Genomic DNA, 17,928 nt, shown 5'->3' on the forward strand with positions numbered 1-17,928 from the left:
GCCAAAGGACGGCGTTGTCCCCTGGCGGCTCGGATAGTTCGACATCTGCTACAGGGGAGAGATTCCGGTGGGGGAAGCTGATAGATCGGCGTCCGAACTGCCTGTTGGTGGTGGCGGGGAATGGGTCGATGACGTACTGCTCGGGGGCAGTGGGCAGGACGTCGCCCTCCACCTCGGCGGCCCGGTCAGCCGAGCGGAGTTGCGCCGGCTGGTCGCCGACGAGCAGCGGCGGCTGCGCGCCGCCGGCCTGGCGGCGGGCGGTTCGCTGGCCGTCCGACTGCCGCCGTCGTTGAGCTGTGTCGTCACCATGCTGGCCGGGTGGCGCTCCGGTGCCCAAGTGGCCTTGCTCGACTACCGGTTGACGCGTCACGAGGTGGACGAGGCGCTCGCGCTGCTCACCCCGCAGGTGGTCGCGGAGCCGACCGACCCGGTCACCGGCACGCTGCGCGGGTACGTCGACGTCCGCTCGCGGATCGCCACGCCGGCCACCGGCCGCCCGGCCGCCACGCCGCACGCCCTCCTCCAGTTGAGCTCCGGCTCGACCGGCCCGTCCAAGGTCATCGGCCGCACGGTCGAGAGCCTGCTGACCGAACTCGACCGGTACGCACGGCTCGACGGCTACCCGGCCCGGGGCGAGCGCACCGTGGTGCTGGCCTCGATCGTGCACGTCCTCGGGCTCGTCGGCGGGTTGCTGAGCGGGCTCGCGGCCGGGTCGCAGGTCGTCCTGCCCCGGACCCACACGCTCGACGGCATCGTGCGGGCCGTCGCCACGGGAGAGGAGCCGACGACCCTGCTCGGCGTCCCCTCGCAGGCCGCGATGCTCGCCGCGGCCGGGGCACCGCCGAGACTGCCGCGGCTGCGCCGGATGATCGTGGGCGGCGAGCTGGTCAAACCCGGCGTGCGGGAGCGCTTCACCCGCGCGTACGGCGCCGAACTCGGCGTCATGTACGGCATGACCGAGGTGGGCGTCATCGCGACCGACGTGAGCGGCGCGCACACCCCCGGGCTCGTTCCGGTGCACGGCATGCGGGTGCGGATCGAGGACGGCCAGATCCTGCTGGGCCTGCCGGCCAGCCCGTACGTGGGCCGCACCGATCGGACCCGGTTCGTCGACGGCTGGCTGCGCACGAGGGACGCGGGCGGCATCGACCCGGCCAGCGGGCTGCTCACGGTGCACGGCCGGCTGGACGCGCAGGTCTCCGTCGGCGGCCTCAAGGTGGACCTCGCCGAGGTGGAGGCCACCCTCGCGGCGCTGCCCGGCGTCATCGACGCGGTGGTGGTGCAGGGGACGGGCATCGAGGGCTTCGTGACCGTGCGCGAGCCCGGCGCGTTCGCGGCCCTCGCCGACGCGCTCGCCGCGCGCCTGGCCCCGTACAAGAGGCCACGCACGCTGCACCTGCTGCCCGCGCTCCCGCGCACCGCGACGGGCAAGCCGGTGCGCGACGCGGAGGCGCTGCGCGCCGCGGTGCGCGCGGCGGCCTCGGTCGGGGCGGCTCAGGCGTAGTCGGCCGCGTCGACCCGGCGTACCCGGGTCCGGACGGCACCGGCCCGCACCGCTCCCACCCACGCCAGCCCCAGGACGTAGCGCCCCTCCCCCACGATGACCGCCGACGAGGTCAGGTGCGCGGCCCCCAGCAGGGGGCGCGGCGTCAGCGACGCGGCGGGCGGCCACCGCTCGGGCAGCGGCACCGGTCGGCTCATGCCGCCGCGCCGCAGCCCCTGGCCCCTCGCCTTGCCCACCGACTCCTTCTGCGTCCACAACCACAAGAAGGCCACCGACCGTTGCCGTTCGGGCAGGCCCGCGACCCACTCCGCCTCGGCGGGGTGCAGCCAGGACCGGGCCAGCGCGTCGGCGCGCAGCTCGCGCACCACCTCCACGTCCACCCCCACCGGGGTCCGGTCGGTCAAGGCGACGGCCAGTGCCCCGCGCGCATGAGCAAGGCTGACCCGCGGCGCCTCGGCGACCCCGCCGATGACGGGGCGACCGCCGGGTTCGTGGTCCAACCGAAGCCCGGACACCGGGACTCGCAGCGTCCGCGCCGCGGCCCGGAGCAACAGGGTGTGCGCCGTGCGGCGCTCGTCCCCGTCCGTCGTGCACCACAGCACCGTCACCGTGTCCGGGGCCGGCCCCGGGTGCCCATCCATGAAGAGGGAGTCAATCAAATGTCCGCAGAGGTTGAGAAGTTCGTCATCGAGGCCCTCGACAACATGAACTACGACGTCACCGGCGTGACCGCCGAGACCCCGCTCGGCCCCTCCGGCCTGGACCTGGAGTCCCTCTCGGTGGCCGAGATCGCCATTCAGGTGGAGGACACCTACGGCGTGAAGTTCGACGAGGACGAGATGGAGTCCGTCGCCCTGCTGACCGTCGGCGGCCTGGTCAAGGAGATCGTCCAGCGGGCGTCGGCCGCGACCGCGACCAAGTGAGCCCCGCCCGCCGCTGACCCGCGCGACCCGACGTGCCCGCCCTCCCGGCCCAGGCGCCCTGCCGCCGGCCGGGAGCGGCGGCAGGTCGTACGCGATCCGTCCGATCGAGAAAGCGAAGACACCGGCAATGAATCCCCAGAACGAGCGCGCGGAACTCGCGGCCGACCAGCGGTTGGGTGTCGGCAACGTCCTGACCACCCTCGTCGAGCGCGGCACCGGCCTGGCCGCGCCGACCCTGACCTTCGACACCCCGGTGGACGGCCACCCCGCCTGGCAGGCCCTGTCGCTGGCCCAGCTCGGGCAGCGGGTGGCGGCCCGGGCCGCGGCGCTGCACGCGCTGGGCGTACGCCCCCGGGACCCGGTCGCCGTGTGGGTGGGTGCCGCGGCCGACCAGGTGCTCAGCTATCTGGCGCTGGTACGGCTCGGCGCGATCCCCGCGCTCGTCAACGGCCGGCTGCCCGCCGAGCAGGCGGGCGAGTACATCGCGCGGCTGCGGGCCGTGGGGGTGATCGCCGACGGCCCGCACCGCGAGGCGCTGTCCCAGGTCGGCTGCGCGACGGAACACCTGGCGGACCCGGCCACGTTGGGCGCGGGCGAGGCCGCCGCGGCGCCCGCGCCCTACCGGCACCACGGCAGCGAGCCCGTGGTGATCACCCACTCCTCGGGTACCACCGGCCTGCCCAAGGCGGTGACCCACTCGCACCACAGCCTGTTCGCGGCCATCCGGCACCGCCTCTCGCTGCCCAAGGGCCAGGGCCTCGACCGCATGTTGGGCGTCCTGCCGTCGGCGCACGCGGCCACCGTCATCGCCGTCAACCTCGCGCTGACCAACCGCAGCCAACTCGCCCTGCTCTCCCAACAGGACGGCGGCCCGGTCCTGGACGCCGTCGAGCGCTGGCAGCCGCACAGCGTCCTCGGCTTCGCCACCACCTGGTCGGAGCTGGCCGGCGCGGACCTGGCGGCCCGCGACCTGGACTCCGTACGCACCTGGTGGAACACCGGCGACTGCGCGCACGAGGCGCACATCCGCAAGTTGGTCGCCGCCGGCGCGCGGGAGGCCGTCACCAGTGCGGGCCGGGTGCGCCGGCCCGGGTCGTTCTTCGTGGACGGCCTGGGCTCGTCGGAGATGGGCCACTCCCAGTTCTTCATCACCCACACGCCCGACACCAGCCGCTACGGGCGCTGCATCGGCAAGCCGCACGCCTTCTCGGACGTGGCCGTCGTCGATGACGCGGGCCACAAGCTCGGCCCGGGCCGGGTGGGCCAGTTGGCGATCAACGCGCCGACGCTCTCGCTCGGCTACTGGAACGACTCGGTGACCACTTACCGCACCCGCCGCGACGGCTACTTCCTCACCGGTGACCTCGTCTTCCACGACGCGGACGGCTACTACTACCACGTCGACCGGGCCGTGGACGCGGTGGACCTGGGCGACGGCAACCGGCTCTACACGATGCTGTGCGAGGAGCGGGTCCTCGCGGGCTGCGCCGACGTGTGGGAGTGCACCGTGGTCGCGGTGCCCAGCCAGGGGCGGGTCATCACCTCGGTGCTGCTCGTGCTCGACCCGGGGGCCGACCAGGAGGCCGACCGGGCGCCCGAGGTGCTCGCCGCCCTCGAACCGCACGTCGCCGACACCGTCGAGCGGGTCGTGGTGGTGAGCCCGGAGCGCATCCCGCTCGGGGCGACCGGCAAGGTGCGCAAGTTCCTGCTGCGCCAGCGCTTCCTGGACGGCGAGTTGCTGGGCCGGGAGAGCGTCGCCGGGCAGGTGACCGCGTGAGCGCGGACACCGGGCGGGCGCGGCCCGTCGTCACCGGGCTCGGCACCTTCACCCCGCTGGGCCGTGGCGCCGACAAGCTCTTCGACGCGCTGTGCCGGGGCGCGTCCGGGCTGCGCAGGCCGCCGCCTGGCCACCTCCTGGACGGCACCGTGGGCGCGGCGGGCATCGCCCCGGAGATCGCGGCGCGCGAGGTGCTGCCGCCCAGCGAGGGGCGGCTGGTCGACCGGTACGTCCTGATGGCCATGGCCGCCGCCGACGACGCGGTCGCCGACGCCGGCCTCACCGTCGGCCGGGACGTGGACCCGCACCGGGTCGCGGTGGTCATCTCCAGCGGCGCCGGCGGGCTGACCACCTACGAGGAGCAGACCCGGGCACGGGCCGAGCGCGGCCCGACCGCGGTCAGCCCCTACCTGCTGCCCGGCATGCTGCCGAACATGGCCGCCGCCCGCATCGCCATCAAGTACGGGGCGCGCGGCTGGAGTTCGGCCATCGCCACCGCCTGCTCGGCCGGCGCCCACGCGGTGGCCGAGGCCGCGCGGCTGATCCGCTACGGCGAGGCCGACGTCGTGATCTGCGGCGGCGCCGAGGCCCCGCTCAACCCGACGTCGGCGCTGGCCTTCGCGCACGCCCGGGCCCTTGCCAGCGGCTGGGACGACCCGGAGCGAGCCAGCCGGCCCTTCGACCGGCGGCGCAACGGCTTCGTGCTGGCCGAGGGCGCGGGCGTGCTGGTCGTGGAGCGGGCCGAACACGCGGACGCGCGGGGCGCGGCGGGCTACGCCGACCTCGTCGGCTGGGGCGCGACCACCGACGCGTACCGGCCGACGGCGCCCCGGCCCGACGGCGAGGGGGCGGCGCACAGCATGCGCGGCGCGCTGGCCACGGCCGGGCTCACGCCGGCCGACGTCGGCTACGTCAACGCGCACGGCACGGCCACCAAGCTGGGTGACATCGCGGAGACCAAGGCGGTGCGGGCGGTCTTCGGGGACCGTTCGCCGGCCGTCAGCAGCACGAAGTCGATGACCGGTCACCTGCTCGGCGGCTCCGGCGCGGTGGAGGCGGTCGTCTGCGCCCTCGCCCTGACCCGGGGCGCGCTGCCGCCCACCCACAACCTGGACGAGGTGGACCCGCGCTGCGACCTGGACCACGTGCGGGGCGCGGCCCGGCGGCAGCGCGTCGAGGCCGTGATCTCCAACTCGTTCGCCTTCGGCGGCCACAACGTCAGCCTGCTCCTCGCCACCGCGAGCACCCGGAAGAAGCACCCGGCCACGACCTCAGAGAAGGGCTCACCCGCGTGAACATCGGAGCTGTGGACCACGTCGAGTTCTACGTCGGGGACGCGCAACAGTCGGCCTTCTACCTCTGCACCGCGTTCGGGTTCCGCCTCTGTGGCCAGTCGGGGCCCGAGACCGGCCGGCCCGACCAACGCTCCCTGTTACTGCGCCAGGGAGGCATCGACGTCCTGCTCACCTCGGCGCTGACCCCGGGCCACCCGGTGGCCGAGTACGTGGCCCGGCACGGCGACGGCGTGGCCAACATCGCCTTCGCGGTGGACGACGCGGCCCGGGCGTTCGCGACGGCCACCGAGCGGGGAGCGGTCGCCGTCGAGGAACCCGCCTCGCACCGGCGGGGCGACACGGAGGTGGTGACCGCCGCCGTGCTCGGCTTCGGCGACGTCATCCACCGGTTGGTGCAACGCACCGGCGACCGCACCGACTTCCTCCCCGGCACGCTGGACATCTTCGCCGAGGACCCGGACCCCAGCCAGCAGTTGCTGACCACCGTGGACCACGCGGCGATCTGCGTGCCGGCGGGCCGACTCGGGCCCACCGTCGCCTTCTACGAGCGGGTCTTCGGCTTCCGCCAGATCTTCGAGGAGTTCATCGAGGTCGGCGAGCAGGCCATGGACTCCAAGGTGGTGCAGAGCCCGTCCGGCCAGGTCACCTTCACCATCATCGAGCCGGTGCCCGACCGCCGGCCCGGCCAGATCGACACCTTCCTGGCCAGCCACGGCGGCGCCGGCGTGCAGCACCTGGCGCTGCTCACCGACGACATCGTGGCCACCGTGCCCGCCCTGAGCGCCCGCGGCGTCAGGTTCCTGGACACGCCCGACGCGTACTACGACGACCTGACCGGCCGCCTCGGCAGCCCCGACCTGCGCGTCGAGGACCTGCGGCGCACGGGCGTCCTGGTGGACCAGGACCACTGGGGTCAGGTCTTCCAGATCTTCACCCAGTCCCCGCACGTGCGGAAGACCTTCTTCTGGGAGGTCATCGACCGGCACGGCGCCCGCACCTTCGGCAGCGGCAACATCAAGGCCCTCTACGAGGCCGTGGCCCGCGCCGAGGTCACGGCCTGAACCGGCCCGCCACGCCCCGGCAGCGCCCCGCCGACCCCACCGCGCCCGGACCCGCACCCGCACCCGCACCCGTCGTACGTTAGGAATCCCGTGACTGTTCAGGACGCAGCCGAGTTCACGCTGACCGACGAGGAGCACGCCCTCCTGCCGTCGGACGAGGACGTCGCCGCCTACGCCGAACACGGCTGGTACTTGTCAAAGAAGCTGTTCACCGACGAGGAGACCGACCTCCTGGTCTCGGCGAGCGAGCGCTTCTACGGCGGCCACCGCGACCGGAGACTACCCGTCCGGCCGCCCAGGCTGGCGTACTGGGAGCCGGCGGACGGCCCCGTACAGCGGCACAACGACTACATCCACTACGAGGACGACACGATCGGCCGCGTCCTGCGCAAGCCGCTGCTGGGCGCGGTGGCGGCGCGCCTGGCCCGGGCGGAGGCGATCCGGGTCTTCCAGTCCACGCTGATCTACAAGCCGCCGGTGGCCGGTGAGCCGTCGAACGTCGTGCCCTGGCACTTCGACCGGCACTACTGGGCCACCTCCACCTCCGAGCGGATGCTGACCGCGTTCATCCCCTTCCACGACTGCGACGAGGAGATGGGCACGATCACGATGGTGGACGGCAGCCACCGGTGGCGCGAGACCGCGGCCAACGACGCGACCTCGCTGCACTTCGCCGACCGCGACCGCGACGAGCTGGAGGCCATGTTGGAGGAGAACGCCCGCTACAACGGCGTGCGGGTGCGCAAGGTCCCGATGCGCATACCCAGGGGCCACGTCAGCTTCCACCACTGCCGCACCTACCACGGCAGCGGCCCGAACGTGAGCGACCGCCCCCGACGGGCCGTCTCCCTCCACCTCCAGGACACCGAGAACCGCTACCGCGCCTTCACCCGCTCGGACGGCACGCCCGTCTCGTACAACCACGACGTGCTGGTGCGCAGGACGGCCGACGGCAGGCCCGACTACGGCGACTCGGAGTTCCTGCCGCTGCTGTGGAGCAGCCGCTGACGCGCGCCGTCGGGCGGGGCGGCGCCGGCCCCGCCCGCGCGCCGGAACGGCCGCCCCGCACCGACGCCCCCAGGCCATCGCGAGATCGCAGCACCACGACGTGACGAAACGCCGCACCCAACGAGGAGAGAGCTGAACCGATGCGGAATCCGTCCCCCACTCCCGAGGCGCGCGCGTGAGCCGCGCGGCGCCGCTCGTCGGCGCGGCCCTGAACGCGCTGGCGCGCCCGGCGCCCGAGCTGGCCGGGCGGGCGGCGTACGCGCTGTTCCGCCATCCGCTGCGGCGCGGCAAGGTGCTGCCGCGCGAGCGCGCCGTCCACGAGCGGGCCGCCGTCGAGGAGTTGGTGGTGGCCGGCAAGCGGGTGCGGTGCTATCGCTGGGGAGACGGCGGCGCGCCCGTGCTGATGCTGCACGGGTGGCAGTCCCGGGCCTCGCGGTACGCCGGGTTCGTGCCGCGCCTTGAGGCGCTGGGGCTGACGGGGCTGTCCTTCGACGCGCCGGGCCACGGCGCGTCGGCGGGGCGCGACACGACCGTGCTGGAGTACCGGGAGATCATCGGCCAACTCCAGGAGCGGTACGGCAGGTTCCACGCGATCGTCGCCCACTCGCTCGGTGCCACCAGCGCGTTCCTGGCGCTACGCGGCGGCGCGCGGGCCGAGCGGCTGGTGACGGTCGCGGCGGTGCGGGACTTCGACCACTTCCCCGACGCGTTCGCCCGGCTGCTCGGGCTGTCGCCGAGCCTGCGGCAGGACCTGCGCGAGCGGATCGAGCACCGACTGTTCGGGCACGTGGCCGACCCGTGGGCGCTGTTCGACGCGGTGCGGGCGGCCACGGAGATCGACGTGCCGGTGCGCCTGATCCACGACGCGGACGACGACCTGGTCCCCCTCGCGCAGGCGCACGCGCTGCGCGCGGCGTACGGGGCGCGGGCGGAGTTGGTCGTCACCCGTGGCCTCGGCCATCGGAAGGTGCTGGGCGAGCCGGCCGTGATCGACAGCGCGCTGGAGTTCATCGGGCCGGCCGCCCGGCGGACCACCCTTTAAATTGAACGCACGATCGTTTAGTTTTATCGGGCGTCGGCGGCGCCTCGATGACCGCAGCGGCGCTCCGATGACCGCCGCGCGTCCGACGACCACCGCGCGTTCGATGGCGAAGGGACCCCGCATGACCACCGCCTCACCCCACTCACCAGACGCCAGCCCGCCACCGGAGGCGGCGCCGCGCGACGAGCGGCTTCGGCCGGGCTCCGCCCAGGCGGCGGCCACGGCCAGGCTCGCGCTGCTCGTCGCGTCGGGGGCCACGTTCCTCGCGGTACTCGACACCACGATCGTCAACATCGCCTTCGCCGACCTGCGGGCGGACTTCACCGACGCCTCGCTGTCCCAACTGACCTGGGTCATCACGGCGTACACGGTGGTCTTCGCCGCGCTGCTCGCGGTCGCCGGGCGCACCGCCGACGTGCTCGGGCGCAAGAAGCTCTTCGTCTGGTCCACCGTGCTGTTCACCCTCGCCTCCGTGCTGAGCGGGCTCGCGGTGGGCGTGCCGATGCTCGTGGCCGCCCGCGCGCTGCAGGGCGTGGCGGCGGCGGGGATGATCCCCTCGGCGCTCGGCCTGGTGCTCCAGCACACGCCGGCGGAGCGCCGACAGGTCGCCGTCGGCGTCTGGGGCGCGGTCGGCAGCATGGCCGCCGCCGTCGGCCCGAGCCTGGGCGGCCTGCTGGTGGACGCGTGGGGGTGGCGCAGCGTCTTCCTGATCAACCTGCCGATCGGGCTCGCCATCGCGGCCGTCGCGGTGCGCCTCACCGGCGACGCGCCCAGCGGGCGCCGGCTGCCCGACCCGGTGGGCACCGCGGCCCTGGCGCTCGGCATCGGCGGCATCGTGTTCGGCGTGACGCAGGGGACGGAGTGGGGCTGGGGCAGCGGCCGGGTGCTGGCCCTGCTGGCGGCCGGCGCCGTCCTCCTCGCCGCGGCCCTGCTGGTCTCCCGGCGGCACGCCGCGCCCGCCGTCGAGTGGGACCTGTGGCGCAGCCGCGCCTTCGCCGCCACCAACGTGGCCTCGCTGCTGTTCGGCGCGGCCATGTACGCCTATCTCCTGAGCACCCTGCTGTTCCTCAACGCCGTCTGGGGCTACTCGGAGTTGAAGGCGGGCCTCGCGGTGACGCCGGGCGCCTTCGCCGCCGCCGTCGGCGCCACGGTGGTCGGGCGCCGGGTGGGACCGCGGGCCCAGTGGGCCGCCGTGGCCATCGGCTCCGCGCTCTTCGCCGCCTCCTGCGCCGCGATGTACCTGCTGCTGGGGACCGAGCGCGCCTACCTGACCCTGTGGCTGCCCATCGGCGTCCTGGCGGGGCTCGGCATCGGGGCGGCCCTGACCGCGATCTCCAACGCGGCCACGGCGTCGCTGGAACCCCACCGTTTCGCCTCCGGCTCCGGCCTGCTGATGACGACACGCCAGGTCGGCGGCGCGCTGGGGATCGCCGCCCTGGCCGCGATCCTGGAGCGCCACGGCCCCCGGGACGACCAGGGCTACCTGCACGTGTTCCTGGCCTGCGCGGTCGGCTCGGTGGCCGCCATGGCCGTCGCGCCCACGATCCGCGCCCGGGCCACGGGGCACCGTCCACACCCGGAGCGCTAGCGGGCGACCCCCGCCGCGCCCGCGACGCGAGGAAGCGAGCACCATGCCACCCATCGACCGATCCGACCGCACCGCGGCCCGCGCCGAGCACGCGCTGCTCGCCGAGCTCCAACCGGTGGTGGAGCACAACCTCCACCGCCATCTCGACGTGGCCAGGGAGTGGTTCCCGCACGAGTACATCCCCTGGAGCGCGGGCCGGGAGTTCGACGGGCCGCTCGGCGGGCGCCCGTGGACGGCGGACGAGGCCACGCTGCCCGAGGTGGCCCGCCTCTCGCTCGTGGTCAACCTGCTGACCGAGGACAACCTGCCCGGCTACCACTTCGCGGTGGCCGAGTTCGGCAAGGACGGCCCCTGGGGCACCTGGGTCGACCGCTGGACGGCCGAGGAGGCCCGGCACGGCGCGGCCCTGCGGGACTACCTGCTGGTGACCCGCGCCGTGGACCCCAGGGCCCTGGAGCGCGCCCGGATGGCGCACATGTCGGCCGGCTACACCCGGCCCGACGGCTACAGCGCCCTGCACGCCATCGCGTACGCCGCCTTCCAGGAGCTGGCCACCCGCATCTCGCACCGCAACACCGGCCAGGCCAGCGGCGATCCGGTCTGCGACGCGCTGCTGGCCAGGATCGCCACGGACGAGAACCTGCACATGGTCTTCTACCGCAACCTGGTCGAGGCCGCGTTCGAACTGGCCCCGGACACCGCCATGGGGGTCGTACGCGACGTCGTCGTCGGCTTCGAGATGCCCGGCTCGACGATCAAGGACTTCGGGCGCAAGTCCGCGGAGATCGCCCTGGCCGGCATCTACGACCTGCGGCTGCACCGGGACCACGTGGTCCTGCCGATCCTGCGCAAGCTGCGCGTCTTCGAGCGGTCGGGCCTCGGACCGGCCGGCGAGGCCGCCCGGGAGGAACTCGAAGCCTTCCTCACGCGGTTGGAGGCCAAGGCGACCTCCTTCACCACGCGGCGCGAGGGCATCCGGGCGGCGCGCGCCAAGCGCGCGACGACCACTGTCTGACCGGCCCCGTTGGCGGCGCACCCGCGCGGGTGCGCCGCCAACGGTCAGTCGAACCAGTCCGGGTCCGCCGCCTCCAGGTACGCGGCCAGCACGGCCGGATCGCGGTGGGCCTCGCTCAGCAGCGCGCCCAGGCGGCGCAGCGCGCCCGCGTCCGTGCCGTGCGCGGCGAACATGCCCGCCTCACAGTCGTACGCGACGCGCTCCGCCAACTCCGGGGCGCGCGAGCGTATCGCGGAACGGGCGACGGCCTCCCAGTCGTACCCGCCGCCCTCGTGACCGCGCTCGCCGAAGGCCGCGGCGGTGGAGACCATGTGGTCGTCGCTCAGGATCAGCCCGTAACTGCCCGGCGCGGAGTCGTACTCCAGGAACATCAGCGGAGCGAAGCTCTCGCGGTCGGTCGGCTCGGTCGGCTCAGTGCTCATGTGGGCATCGTAGGCAGGGGGTACGACAACGCCGGCGCCTCGCGAGTAGGCGCGGGCCGCGAGTGGGGGTCAGCCGATCGAGCGCCCCGGCAACCCCCCACCCGCGCCCCTACCGCGCGGGGCTCGCCCCCCGGTCGAGCCCCGCGCGGGCGGCTCCCCCGCCCCGTACGCGCGCGCCCGCCCACCGCGCCCGCTCGACGCCGGCCGGCGCGCCGTGGTCGCGGGCCCCCTCGGGCGTCCGCACCGCGACCGCGCCCCGGGCGTGTCCGACCGCGCTCACCGTGGCGTCGCCGGCTCGGGCCGCGCGAGGTGGCCGCCGCGGGCGTCCGCGAGGAGTTGGGCGTCGATCACGGAGTCGAGGTGGTCCTTGAGCCACTGGTTCGGGCCCGGCGGGCGAACCGACTCCTGGTCCGCTCGGGGACAGGGCTGCGCGAGCGCCATCTCGCCCTCCAGGGATGAGAGTTGACCGGTCGTACGGAGACTGAATACTAGCACGACCGTGCGTTCTCTTTTATAACCCGTGACGCCTTACCGCCGCCGAGTGGAGTAAATATAAGCGAACGATCGTGCTAGCATCTCGTTCACTGTGATCGCATCGGGAAGGCGTGCCATGGACCATGCGACGCCCCGCGTCGAGGCGCCCCTCAGCGACGAGGGACAGCGCCTGTTCGACCTCTTCCGCCGGCCCCAGGGGCGCAGCAGGCCGCGACCCGGCGAGCGCGCGGCCATGGAGGGCGCGCGGTGGGGCCGGCTGACCGTGGGCGACACCGCGGTGGCCACCTACCGGTGGGGCGACGGCGCACGCCCGGTGCTGTTGGTGCACGGCTGGGAGTCGCGCGCCTCGCGGTACGCCAAGGTCGTCACCCGCCTGCTCGAACTGGGTTACAGCCCGCTGGCCTTCGACGCACCGGGGCACGGTGAGTCCGACGGCGACAGTACGACGTTGATCGAGTACCGCGACGCCATCGGCCAACTCCACGAGGCACACGGCCCGTTCGAGGCCGTGGTCGCGCACTCCTTCGGCGTCACCGCCTCCTTCCTCGCCCTGCGCGACGGGGTGCGCGCGCGGCGGGTGGTGGCGATCAGCTCGGTGCCGGACTTCGGCTACGTGGTCGACGCGTTCTGCGCCCACACGGGGCTGACGCCGCGTCTGCGGGACGAGTTGCGGCACCGGATCGAGCGGGACCTGTACCCGGGCGAGGCCGACCTGTGGGCGCGCTTCTCGGTCCTGACCGGGGTCGCCGACCCGCGCCCACCGCTCCTGTTGGTGCACGACGAGGACGACGAGGCGGTCGGCCCCGAGCAGGCGCGGCGCATCGCGGCGGCGTACGGCGAGCGGGCGCGGACGCTCACCACCCGCAGGTTCGGCCACCGGCGCATCCTCGGCTCGCCCCAACTCGTGGCGGCCGTCGGCGACTTCGTGAGCACGGGCGCCGTCAGCGGCGGGCTTCCGGGCGCGGAGGCGGCGCGGTGAGCGGCCTGCTCGCGGGCAAGCGCGTCCTGGTGACCGGCGTCCTGCTTGAGTCCTCGATCGCCTTCCACACCGCCCGGCTGTGCCAGGAACAGGGCGCCGACGTGGTGCTCACCGGCCACGGGCGGCTCAGCCTGGTCGAGCGGATCGCCCGCCGGCTCCCCGAGCCCGCTCCGCTGATCGAACTCGACGTCCAGAACCAGGCCCACCTGGACGGCCTCGCGGACCGGGTACGGGAGTCGGCGACCGGCGACGCACGCCTGGACGGCGTGGTGCACTCGATCGCCTTCGCGCCGCCCGACGCGCTCGGTGGCGACTTCCTCGCCACCCCGTGGAGTTCGGTGGCCACCGCGGTCGAGGTGTCCGCGTACTCGCTCAAGGCCCTGGCCATGGCCACACTGCCGCTGATGCGGGAGCGCGGCGGGGCGATCGTGGGGCTGGACTTCGACGCGCGGACGGCGTGGCCCGCGTACGACTGGATGGGCGTGGCCAAGGCCGCGCTCGAGTCGACCTCGCGCTACCTCGCCCGCGACCTCGGCCCGCACGGCATCCGCTGCAACCTGGTGGCGGCCGGGCCGATCAAGACGATGGCGGCCCGGTCCATTCCGGGGTTCGAGACGTTCCGCGAGGTGTGGCGCACGCGCGCGCCGCTCGACTGGGACCTGTCCGACCCCGAACCGACCGCCCGCGCGGTCGTCGCGCTGCTCTCGGACTGGTTCCCCCGCACGACGGGCGAGATCGTGCACGTGGACGGCGGGGTGCACGCCATCGGAGCGTAGAGCTGTCGGGACGTGACGCGCGGCGGCCGAGCGCACGGCGACGGCGGCCCACCCCCGTGGTGCGGGCCGCCGCGCCGGCTCGGCGTCGCCGTGGGTGCGCTACGGCGCCTCGGGGAGCAGCGCGGGGTCGGTGACCACCGCGCGCAGGCGGCTGGCGATCGCCTTGGCCGCCATGTCGTAGTACGTGGACTCGTCGTGCAGGACCGACTCCGCGTTGGCCATCTCCAGGAGCGCCACGATCTCGAAGACGAGCTGCGGGACGTCGGCGTCGGCCGCGATCTCACCGGCCTGTTGGGCCTCGCGCACGGTCTGTTCGAGATAGGCGAACCAGTTGGTGCGGGCGGCGGCGAGGGTGTCGTGGACCTTGCCCTCGCGGGCGCCGTACTCGGCGGATACCGAGTAGAAGAAGCAGCCGCCGGGGAAGACCCGCTCCCGGGAGTAGGTGAGCCATCCGGTGCACACCCGCCACAGCCGGTCCACGCCGGGCGGCAGGTCGCGGGCCGGCTGGACGACGTGCTCCAGGTAGACCTTGATGGCCGCCCGCACGGTGGCCAGTTGCAGGTCCTCCTTGGAGCCGAACAGGGCGAACACGCCGCTCTTGCTCAGCTTGAGTTCGCTCGCGAGGCGGCCCAGCGAGAGCCCTTCGAGGCCCTCGACGGAGGCGATCTCCACCGTGCGCTTCAGAATCGTCTGACGGGTCTGGTTCCCGCGCGCGATCCGCCCGTCGGTATGTGTCGCCGTCGCTGCCATGCCCGCGTCTACCTACTTTCCGGTGCCGGACCCTCGTGGTCACCAGAGCCGCGCACGTGCTGGTGGGGGGACCGCCCAGTGTAGCCAATGTGCGGACGATCGTGCGGTTTGCGTCACACGGGCCCGCGCCCCTCAGTCCGCGGACGCCGTCCGCGCCCGCGCCGTGCCGATCGCGCTCGGGCCGTGCTCGACGAAGTCCAGCACCGTGCGCACCACGTCGGCGTCGCCCAGGATGCGCCGGTGCCCGAGGTCCCGCGTGATGATCAACTGGGCCCGCTCGCCGAACGCCGCGGCGATCCGGCGCCCCTGGGAGACGTCGATCCGCGTGTCGCCCTCGTCGTGGACCACCAGCAGCGGCGCGTGCACGGAGCCGACCGCGTGCGTCACCGAGAAGGGCGTCCGCTCGCTCGGCACGTCGGGGAAGAGCCGCCGGTCGACCTGGTGGCGCAACCGCTCCGTGAGCTGGTCGCGGAGCCGGAGTTCGGAGCTGAACTCCTCGATGAGGAAGTCGAAGTCGCACACCCCGCTGACGGTCACGATCCGCTCGGCGCGCACGCCGTGGTGCAGCGCGTAGAACGAGCCCAACACACCCAGCGAGTGGGCCACCAGGCCCTCGAACGTGCCGTACCGGTCGTGCAGGGCGGTGACGATGGCGCGGTAGTCGAGGATGGTGGTGCTGCGACCGGTCGCGTCGCCGTGGCCGGGCGCGTCGAAGGTGATGACGCTGTAGCCCCGCTCCAGGAGCCCGGGGACGAACTCGGACAGCCGCGACCCGCGCGACTGCCAGCCGTGCACCAACAGCACCGGCCGGGTCCCGTCGCCCCACCGGTAGGTCACCGCGCGCCCGCTGTCGACCGCCAGGTGTTCCACCGTCGCCGTCGCGAACAGCTCGCGCTCGAGGCCCCGCAGCTTGCTCCGCGCGAACGGCATGTGGAAAAGGCGGAACGCACCGGCACCCGCCAGCCGCCCGGAGACCCGGGAGACGACGTTGAGGGTGGTGCTCGCGACTGCCTCGATGGGCTGCATCCCGCTACTCCTCGATCGACGCCTGGAGCCTGCTACGTTAGCACGACCGTCCGTGCAGTTTTATGCCCGAGCGCCCACCCGGCGTCCGCTCGGGCGAGGGGCCGCCCAGCGGCTCAGCAGCCGAGAAGGCCAAGGAGGCCGCCGTGTCGAGCACCATCTGGTTCGCGCCGTGGAAGCCCGGCCCGGCCGACCTCCCCCGGTCGGCGGGGGCGGGGGGCGGCCCGGTCCTCGTGAGCGTGACCGAGTTCACCGCCCACCGACCGTGGACCGCGCCCGGCGTGGCCCTGGCGGGGCTGGCCCTGCGCCGGTCCTGGGACGGGTTGGAGGGCGCGGTGGGCCTGTGGCTGTGGGCGGCCTCCGACGTGGCGCGCCCCCGCTCGGGCTCGGTCTCCGTCTGGCGCGACGCGCGGGCCCTGAACGGTTTCGTGGCCCGCCACGACCACGTACGGATCATGCGCGCGTACCGGGACCGGGGCACCCTGCGCTCGACCAGTTGGCGGGCCACCACCTTCGAGCACGACGCCACCCTGCGGGCCGCCCGCTCCCTGCTCACCGGGGAGTCGCCCTGGCCCACCCAGGAAGCGACGACCGACCCCGGGGCCGCGGGGCCGACCCACCCGGGCCAGTGCTCCGGCCGGGCCGACGCCTGACGCGGGCCGGCTCCTCGGCGGCGGACTCGGTCGGCCTTGGCGCCGGGACCGGTCGCGGGGTTACGGGCACACGCCCGAGCGGCGCCCGACGGGGTACGTCGGGCGCCGCTCGTGAGGGCTGTGCGAGATGGCGGGGCGCGGGATGGCGCGCCGCCGGGTGGGGCTAGACCTGCGGGGCCGGGTAGGTCGGGTACTCCACCCCGGAGACGTGCTGGACGACCCGGATGACCTGGCACGAGTAGCCGAACTCGTTGTCGTACCAGAGGTAGAGGATGGCGTCGTCGCCCTCGACCTTGGTGGCGCCGGCGTCGACGATCGAGGCGTGGCGCGAGCCGATGAAGTCGCTGGAGACCGCGTCGGGGGCGCTGATGAAGTCGATCTGACGCTTGAGCGGCGAGGTCAGCGACACGTTGCGCAGGTAGTCCAGGACCTCCTCGCGGGTGGTCTCGCGCGCCAGTCGCAGGCTCAGGATCGCGATCGACACGTCCGGCACCGGGACGCGGATCGAGCTGCCGGTGATCCGCGCGTTGAGGTCGGGCAGCGCCTTGGCGACGGCCGAGGCGGCGCCGGTCTCGGTGATGACCATGTTGAGCGCGGCGGAACGACCACGTCGGTCGGACTTGTGGTAGTTGTCCAGCAGGTTCTGGTCGTTGGTGAACGAGTGGACGGTCTCCACGTGGCCGCGCAGCACGCCGTACTCGTCCGCCATCGCCTTCAGCGGCGGGACGATCGCGTTGGTGGTGCACGACGCGCAGGACAGGATCCGCTCGTCCGGCTTGACCGTGTCGTGGTTGACGCCGTGCACGATGTTGGGGACGTCGCCCTTGCCCGGCGCGGTCAGCACGACCTTGGCGACGCCGGGGCGCAGGTGCTGCGAGAGGCCCGCGCGGTCGCGCCACTTGCCCGTGTTGTCCACGAGGATGGCGTCCTTGATGCCGTACGCCGTGTAGTCCACCGAGGACGGGTCGTCGGCGTAGATCAGCTTGATCTCGTTGCCGTTGGCGATGATCTTGCTGTTCGCCTCGTCAACGGTGATCGTGCCCTGGAACTGGCCGTGGATGGAGTCCCGGCGCAGCAGCGACGCGCGCTTGACGATGTCCTGGCCCGCTCCCTTGCGGACCACGATGGCGCGCAGCCGCAGGCCGTTGCCCGAGCCGGCCTTCTCGATGAGGAGGCGGGCGATGAGGCGGCCGATGCGGCCGAAGCCGTAGAGGACGACGTCGCGCGGCTCCCGGCACTCGATCTTGTTGTCGCCGGTGGCCCCGGCGACGGCTTCAGCGGTGAACTCCGCCACCGACAGACCACGGTCGTCGGTGCGGTACAGCGCGGCGAGCATGCCGATGTCGATCTGGGAAGGGCCGAGATCGAGCGCGGCGAGCGCCTGGAGGAACGGCAGCGTCTCGGTGACCGAGAGCTCCTCACCGGCGATCTGCCGAGCGAATCGATGCGTCTTCAGGATGCTGACGACCGATTTGTTCACCAGGGAGCGGCTGTGCAGCAGGACGGTGACGTCCCGCTCGCGCTGCAGCTTCCCGATGATCGGGATCATCGACTCCGCGATCTCCTCGCGGTTCTTCCAGTCAGTGAACGAGTCCTCATTGACAGTCACAGATTTAT

18 protein-coding genes are annotated in these 17,928 nt (G+C 73.6%); 12 read left to right on the forward strand and 6 right to left on the reverse strand.

What is annotated here, in order from left to right; genetic code table 11:
* Positions 1-67: 67 nt before the first annotated feature.
* Entirely contained in the window at positions 68-1,504 is a 1,437-nt protein-coding gene (locus H7H31_RS03490) for a class I adenylate-forming enzyme family protein (protein ID WP_232109666.1), read from the forward strand.
* Here the strand turns inward: H7H31_RS03490 and H7H31_RS03495 are convergent.
* On the reverse strand, positions 1,495-2,145 hold the full coding sequence (locus H7H31_RS03495; RefSeq protein ID WP_187117770.1) for a 4'-phosphopantetheinyl transferase family protein: 651 nt from the start codon (positions 2,143-2,145) through the stop codon (positions 1,495-1,497). The two genes, H7H31_RS03490 and H7H31_RS03495, sit on opposite strands and share 10 nt — an antisense overlap.
* An 18-nt stretch (positions 2,146-2,163) precedes the next feature.
* On the opposite strand from H7H31_RS03495, the gene H7H31_RS03500 reads away from it, so the two are divergent.
* The 8 genes from H7H31_RS03500 (at position 2,164) to H7H31_RS03535 (ending at position 11,213) form a co-directional block, all read left to right on the forward strand.
* A complete protein-coding gene (locus H7H31_RS03500) occupies positions 2,164-2,427 on the forward strand; it encodes an acyl carrier protein (protein ID WP_187085145.1) in 264 nt (87 codons plus the stop codon).
* Between the two features lie 127 nt (positions 2,428-2,554).
* On the forward strand, positions 2,555-4,204 hold the full coding sequence (locus tag H7H31_RS03505; RefSeq protein WP_187117771.1) for a class I adenylate-forming enzyme family protein: 1,650 nt from the start codon (positions 2,555-2,557) through the stop codon (positions 4,202-4,204).
* Positions 4,201-5,499: a beta-ketoacyl-[acyl-carrier-protein] synthase family protein gene (locus H7H31_RS03510; protein WP_187117772.1), complete on the forward strand. Its 1,299-nt coding sequence runs from the start codon at positions 4,201-4,203 to the stop codon at positions 5,497-5,499. Before H7H31_RS03505 ends, H7H31_RS03510 begins: the two co-directional genes overlap by 4 nt.
* Positions 5,496-6,560, forward strand: coding sequence for a 4-hydroxyphenylpyruvate dioxygenase (hppD, locus tag H7H31_RS03515; protein WP_187117773.1), 1,065 nt, complete (start codon positions 5,496-5,498; stop codon positions 6,558-6,560). Before H7H31_RS03510 ends, hppD begins: the two co-directional genes overlap by 4 nt.
* A gap of 90 nt (positions 6,561-6,650) precedes the next feature.
* On the forward strand, positions 6,651-7,568 hold the full coding sequence (locus H7H31_RS03520) for a phytanoyl-CoA dioxygenase family protein (RefSeq protein ID WP_187060372.1): 918 nt from the start codon (positions 6,651-6,653) through the stop codon (positions 7,566-7,568).
* Positions 7,569-7,743: 175 nt separating this feature from the next.
* The gene (locus H7H31_RS03525) at positions 7,744-8,610 is read left to right on the forward strand and encodes an alpha/beta hydrolase (protein ID WP_187060373.1); all 867 of its coding nucleotides are present in this window, start codon (positions 7,744-7,746) and stop codon (positions 8,608-8,610) included.
* A gap of 121 nt (positions 8,611-8,731) precedes the next feature.
* Positions 8,732-10,198, forward strand: a complete 1,467-nt coding sequence (locus H7H31_RS03530) for a DHA2 family efflux MFS transporter permease subunit (protein ID WP_187060374.1) — start codon at positions 8,732-8,734, stop codon at positions 10,196-10,198.
* A 43-nt stretch (positions 10,199-10,241) separates the two neighbouring features.
* Positions 10,242-11,213, forward strand: a complete 972-nt coding sequence (locus tag H7H31_RS03535) for an acyl-ACP desaturase (protein WP_187060375.1) — start codon at positions 10,242-10,244, stop codon at positions 11,211-11,213.
* Between the two features lie 44 nt (positions 11,214-11,257).
* Here H7H31_RS03535 and H7H31_RS03540 read toward each other — a convergent pair whose 3' ends face one another.
* Both H7H31_RS03540 and H7H31_RS03545 read right to left on the reverse strand, forming a co-directional pair.
* A complete protein-coding gene (locus H7H31_RS03540; protein ID WP_176165083.1) occupies positions 11,258-11,635 on the reverse strand; it encodes an immunity 51 family protein in 378 nt (125 codons plus the stop codon).
* A gap of 276 nt (positions 11,636-11,911) precedes the next feature.
* The gene (locus H7H31_RS03545) at positions 11,912-12,130 is read right to left on the reverse strand and encodes a hypothetical protein (RefSeq protein WP_187062534.1); all 219 of its coding nucleotides are present in this window, start codon (positions 12,128-12,130) and stop codon (positions 11,912-11,914) included.
* 115 nt (positions 12,131-12,245) lie between these two features.
* On the opposite strand from H7H31_RS03545, the gene H7H31_RS03550 reads away from it, so the two are divergent.
* Together H7H31_RS03550 and fabI are read left to right on the forward strand one after the other, a co-directional pair.
* Positions 12,246-13,109: an alpha/beta hydrolase gene (locus H7H31_RS03550; RefSeq protein ID WP_187062535.1), complete on the forward strand. Its 864-nt coding sequence runs from the start codon at positions 12,246-12,248 to the stop codon at positions 13,107-13,109.
* A complete protein-coding gene (fabI, locus tag H7H31_RS03555; protein ID WP_187062536.1) occupies positions 13,106-13,885 on the forward strand; it encodes an enoyl-ACP reductase FabI in 780 nt (259 codons plus the stop codon). Before H7H31_RS03550 ends, fabI begins: the two co-directional genes overlap by 4 nt.
* Positions 13,886-13,984: 99 nt before the next feature.
* Here fabI and H7H31_RS03560 read toward each other — a convergent pair whose 3' ends face one another.
* Both H7H31_RS03560 and H7H31_RS03565 read right to left on the reverse strand, forming a co-directional pair.
* Positions 13,985-14,635, reverse strand: a complete 651-nt coding sequence (locus tag H7H31_RS03560; RefSeq protein ID WP_187062537.1) for a TetR/AcrR family transcriptional regulator — start codon at positions 14,633-14,635, stop codon at positions 13,985-13,987.
* A 132-nt stretch (positions 14,636-14,767) separates the two neighbouring features.
* Positions 14,768-15,661, reverse strand: a complete 894-nt coding sequence (locus tag H7H31_RS03565) for an alpha/beta hydrolase (protein WP_187062538.1) — start codon at positions 15,659-15,661, stop codon at positions 14,768-14,770.
* A gap of 143 nt (positions 15,662-15,804) precedes the next feature.
* On the opposite strand from H7H31_RS03565, the gene H7H31_RS03570 reads away from it, so the two are divergent.
* A complete protein-coding gene (locus H7H31_RS03570; protein WP_187062539.1) occupies positions 15,805-16,311 on the forward strand; it encodes a hypothetical protein in 507 nt (168 codons plus the stop codon).
* A gap of 163 nt (positions 16,312-16,474) precedes the next feature.
* Here the strand turns inward: H7H31_RS03570 and H7H31_RS03575 are convergent, their stop codons facing one another.
* A complete protein-coding gene (locus H7H31_RS03575) occupies positions 16,475-17,920 on the reverse strand; it encodes a glyceraldehyde-3-phosphate dehydrogenase (RefSeq protein WP_187062540.1) in 1,446 nt (481 codons plus the stop codon).
* Between the last annotated feature and the right edge of the window lie 8 nt (positions 17,921-17,928).

This window comes from Streptomyces buecherae, assembly GCF_014295035.1.
In the GTDB taxonomy this organism is placed as follows: Bacteria; Actinomycetota; Actinomycetes; order Streptomycetales; family Streptomycetaceae; genus Streptomyces; species Streptomyces youssoufiensis.

Coding starts and splice junctions, on each gene's coding strand:
- H7H31_RS03495 (WP_187117770.1), bottom strand. CDS start 2,145: ATGGATGGGCACCCGGGGCCGGCCCCGGACACGGTGACGGTGCTGTGG.
- H7H31_RS03500 (WP_187085145.1), top strand. CDS start 2,164: ATGTCCGCAGAGGTTGAGAAGTTCGTCATCGAGGCCCTCGACAACATG.
- H7H31_RS03505 (WP_187117771.1), top strand. CDS start 2,555: ATGAATCCCCAGAACGAGCGCGCGGAACTCGCGGCCGACCAGCGGTTG.
- H7H31_RS03530 (WP_187060374.1), top strand. CDS start 8,732: ATGACCACCGCCTCACCCCACTCACCAGACGCCAGCCCGCCACCGGAG.
- H7H31_RS03535 (WP_187060375.1), top strand. CDS start 10,242: ATGCCACCCATCGACCGATCCGACCGCACCGCGGCCCGCGCCGAGCAC.
- H7H31_RS03540 (WP_176165083.1), bottom strand. CDS start 11,635: ATGAGCACTGAGCCGACCGAGCCGACCGACCGCGAGAGCTTCGCTCCG.
- H7H31_RS03550 (WP_187062535.1), top strand. CDS start 12,246: ATGGACCATGCGACGCCCCGCGTCGAGGCGCCCCTCAGCGACGAGGGA.
- H7H31_RS03560 (WP_187062537.1), bottom strand. CDS start 14,635: ATGGCAGCGACGGCGACACATACCGACGGGCGGATCGCGCGCGGGAAC.
- H7H31_RS03565 (WP_187062538.1), bottom strand. CDS start 15,661: ATGCAGCCCATCGAGGCAGTCGCGAGCACCACCCTCAACGTCGTCTCC.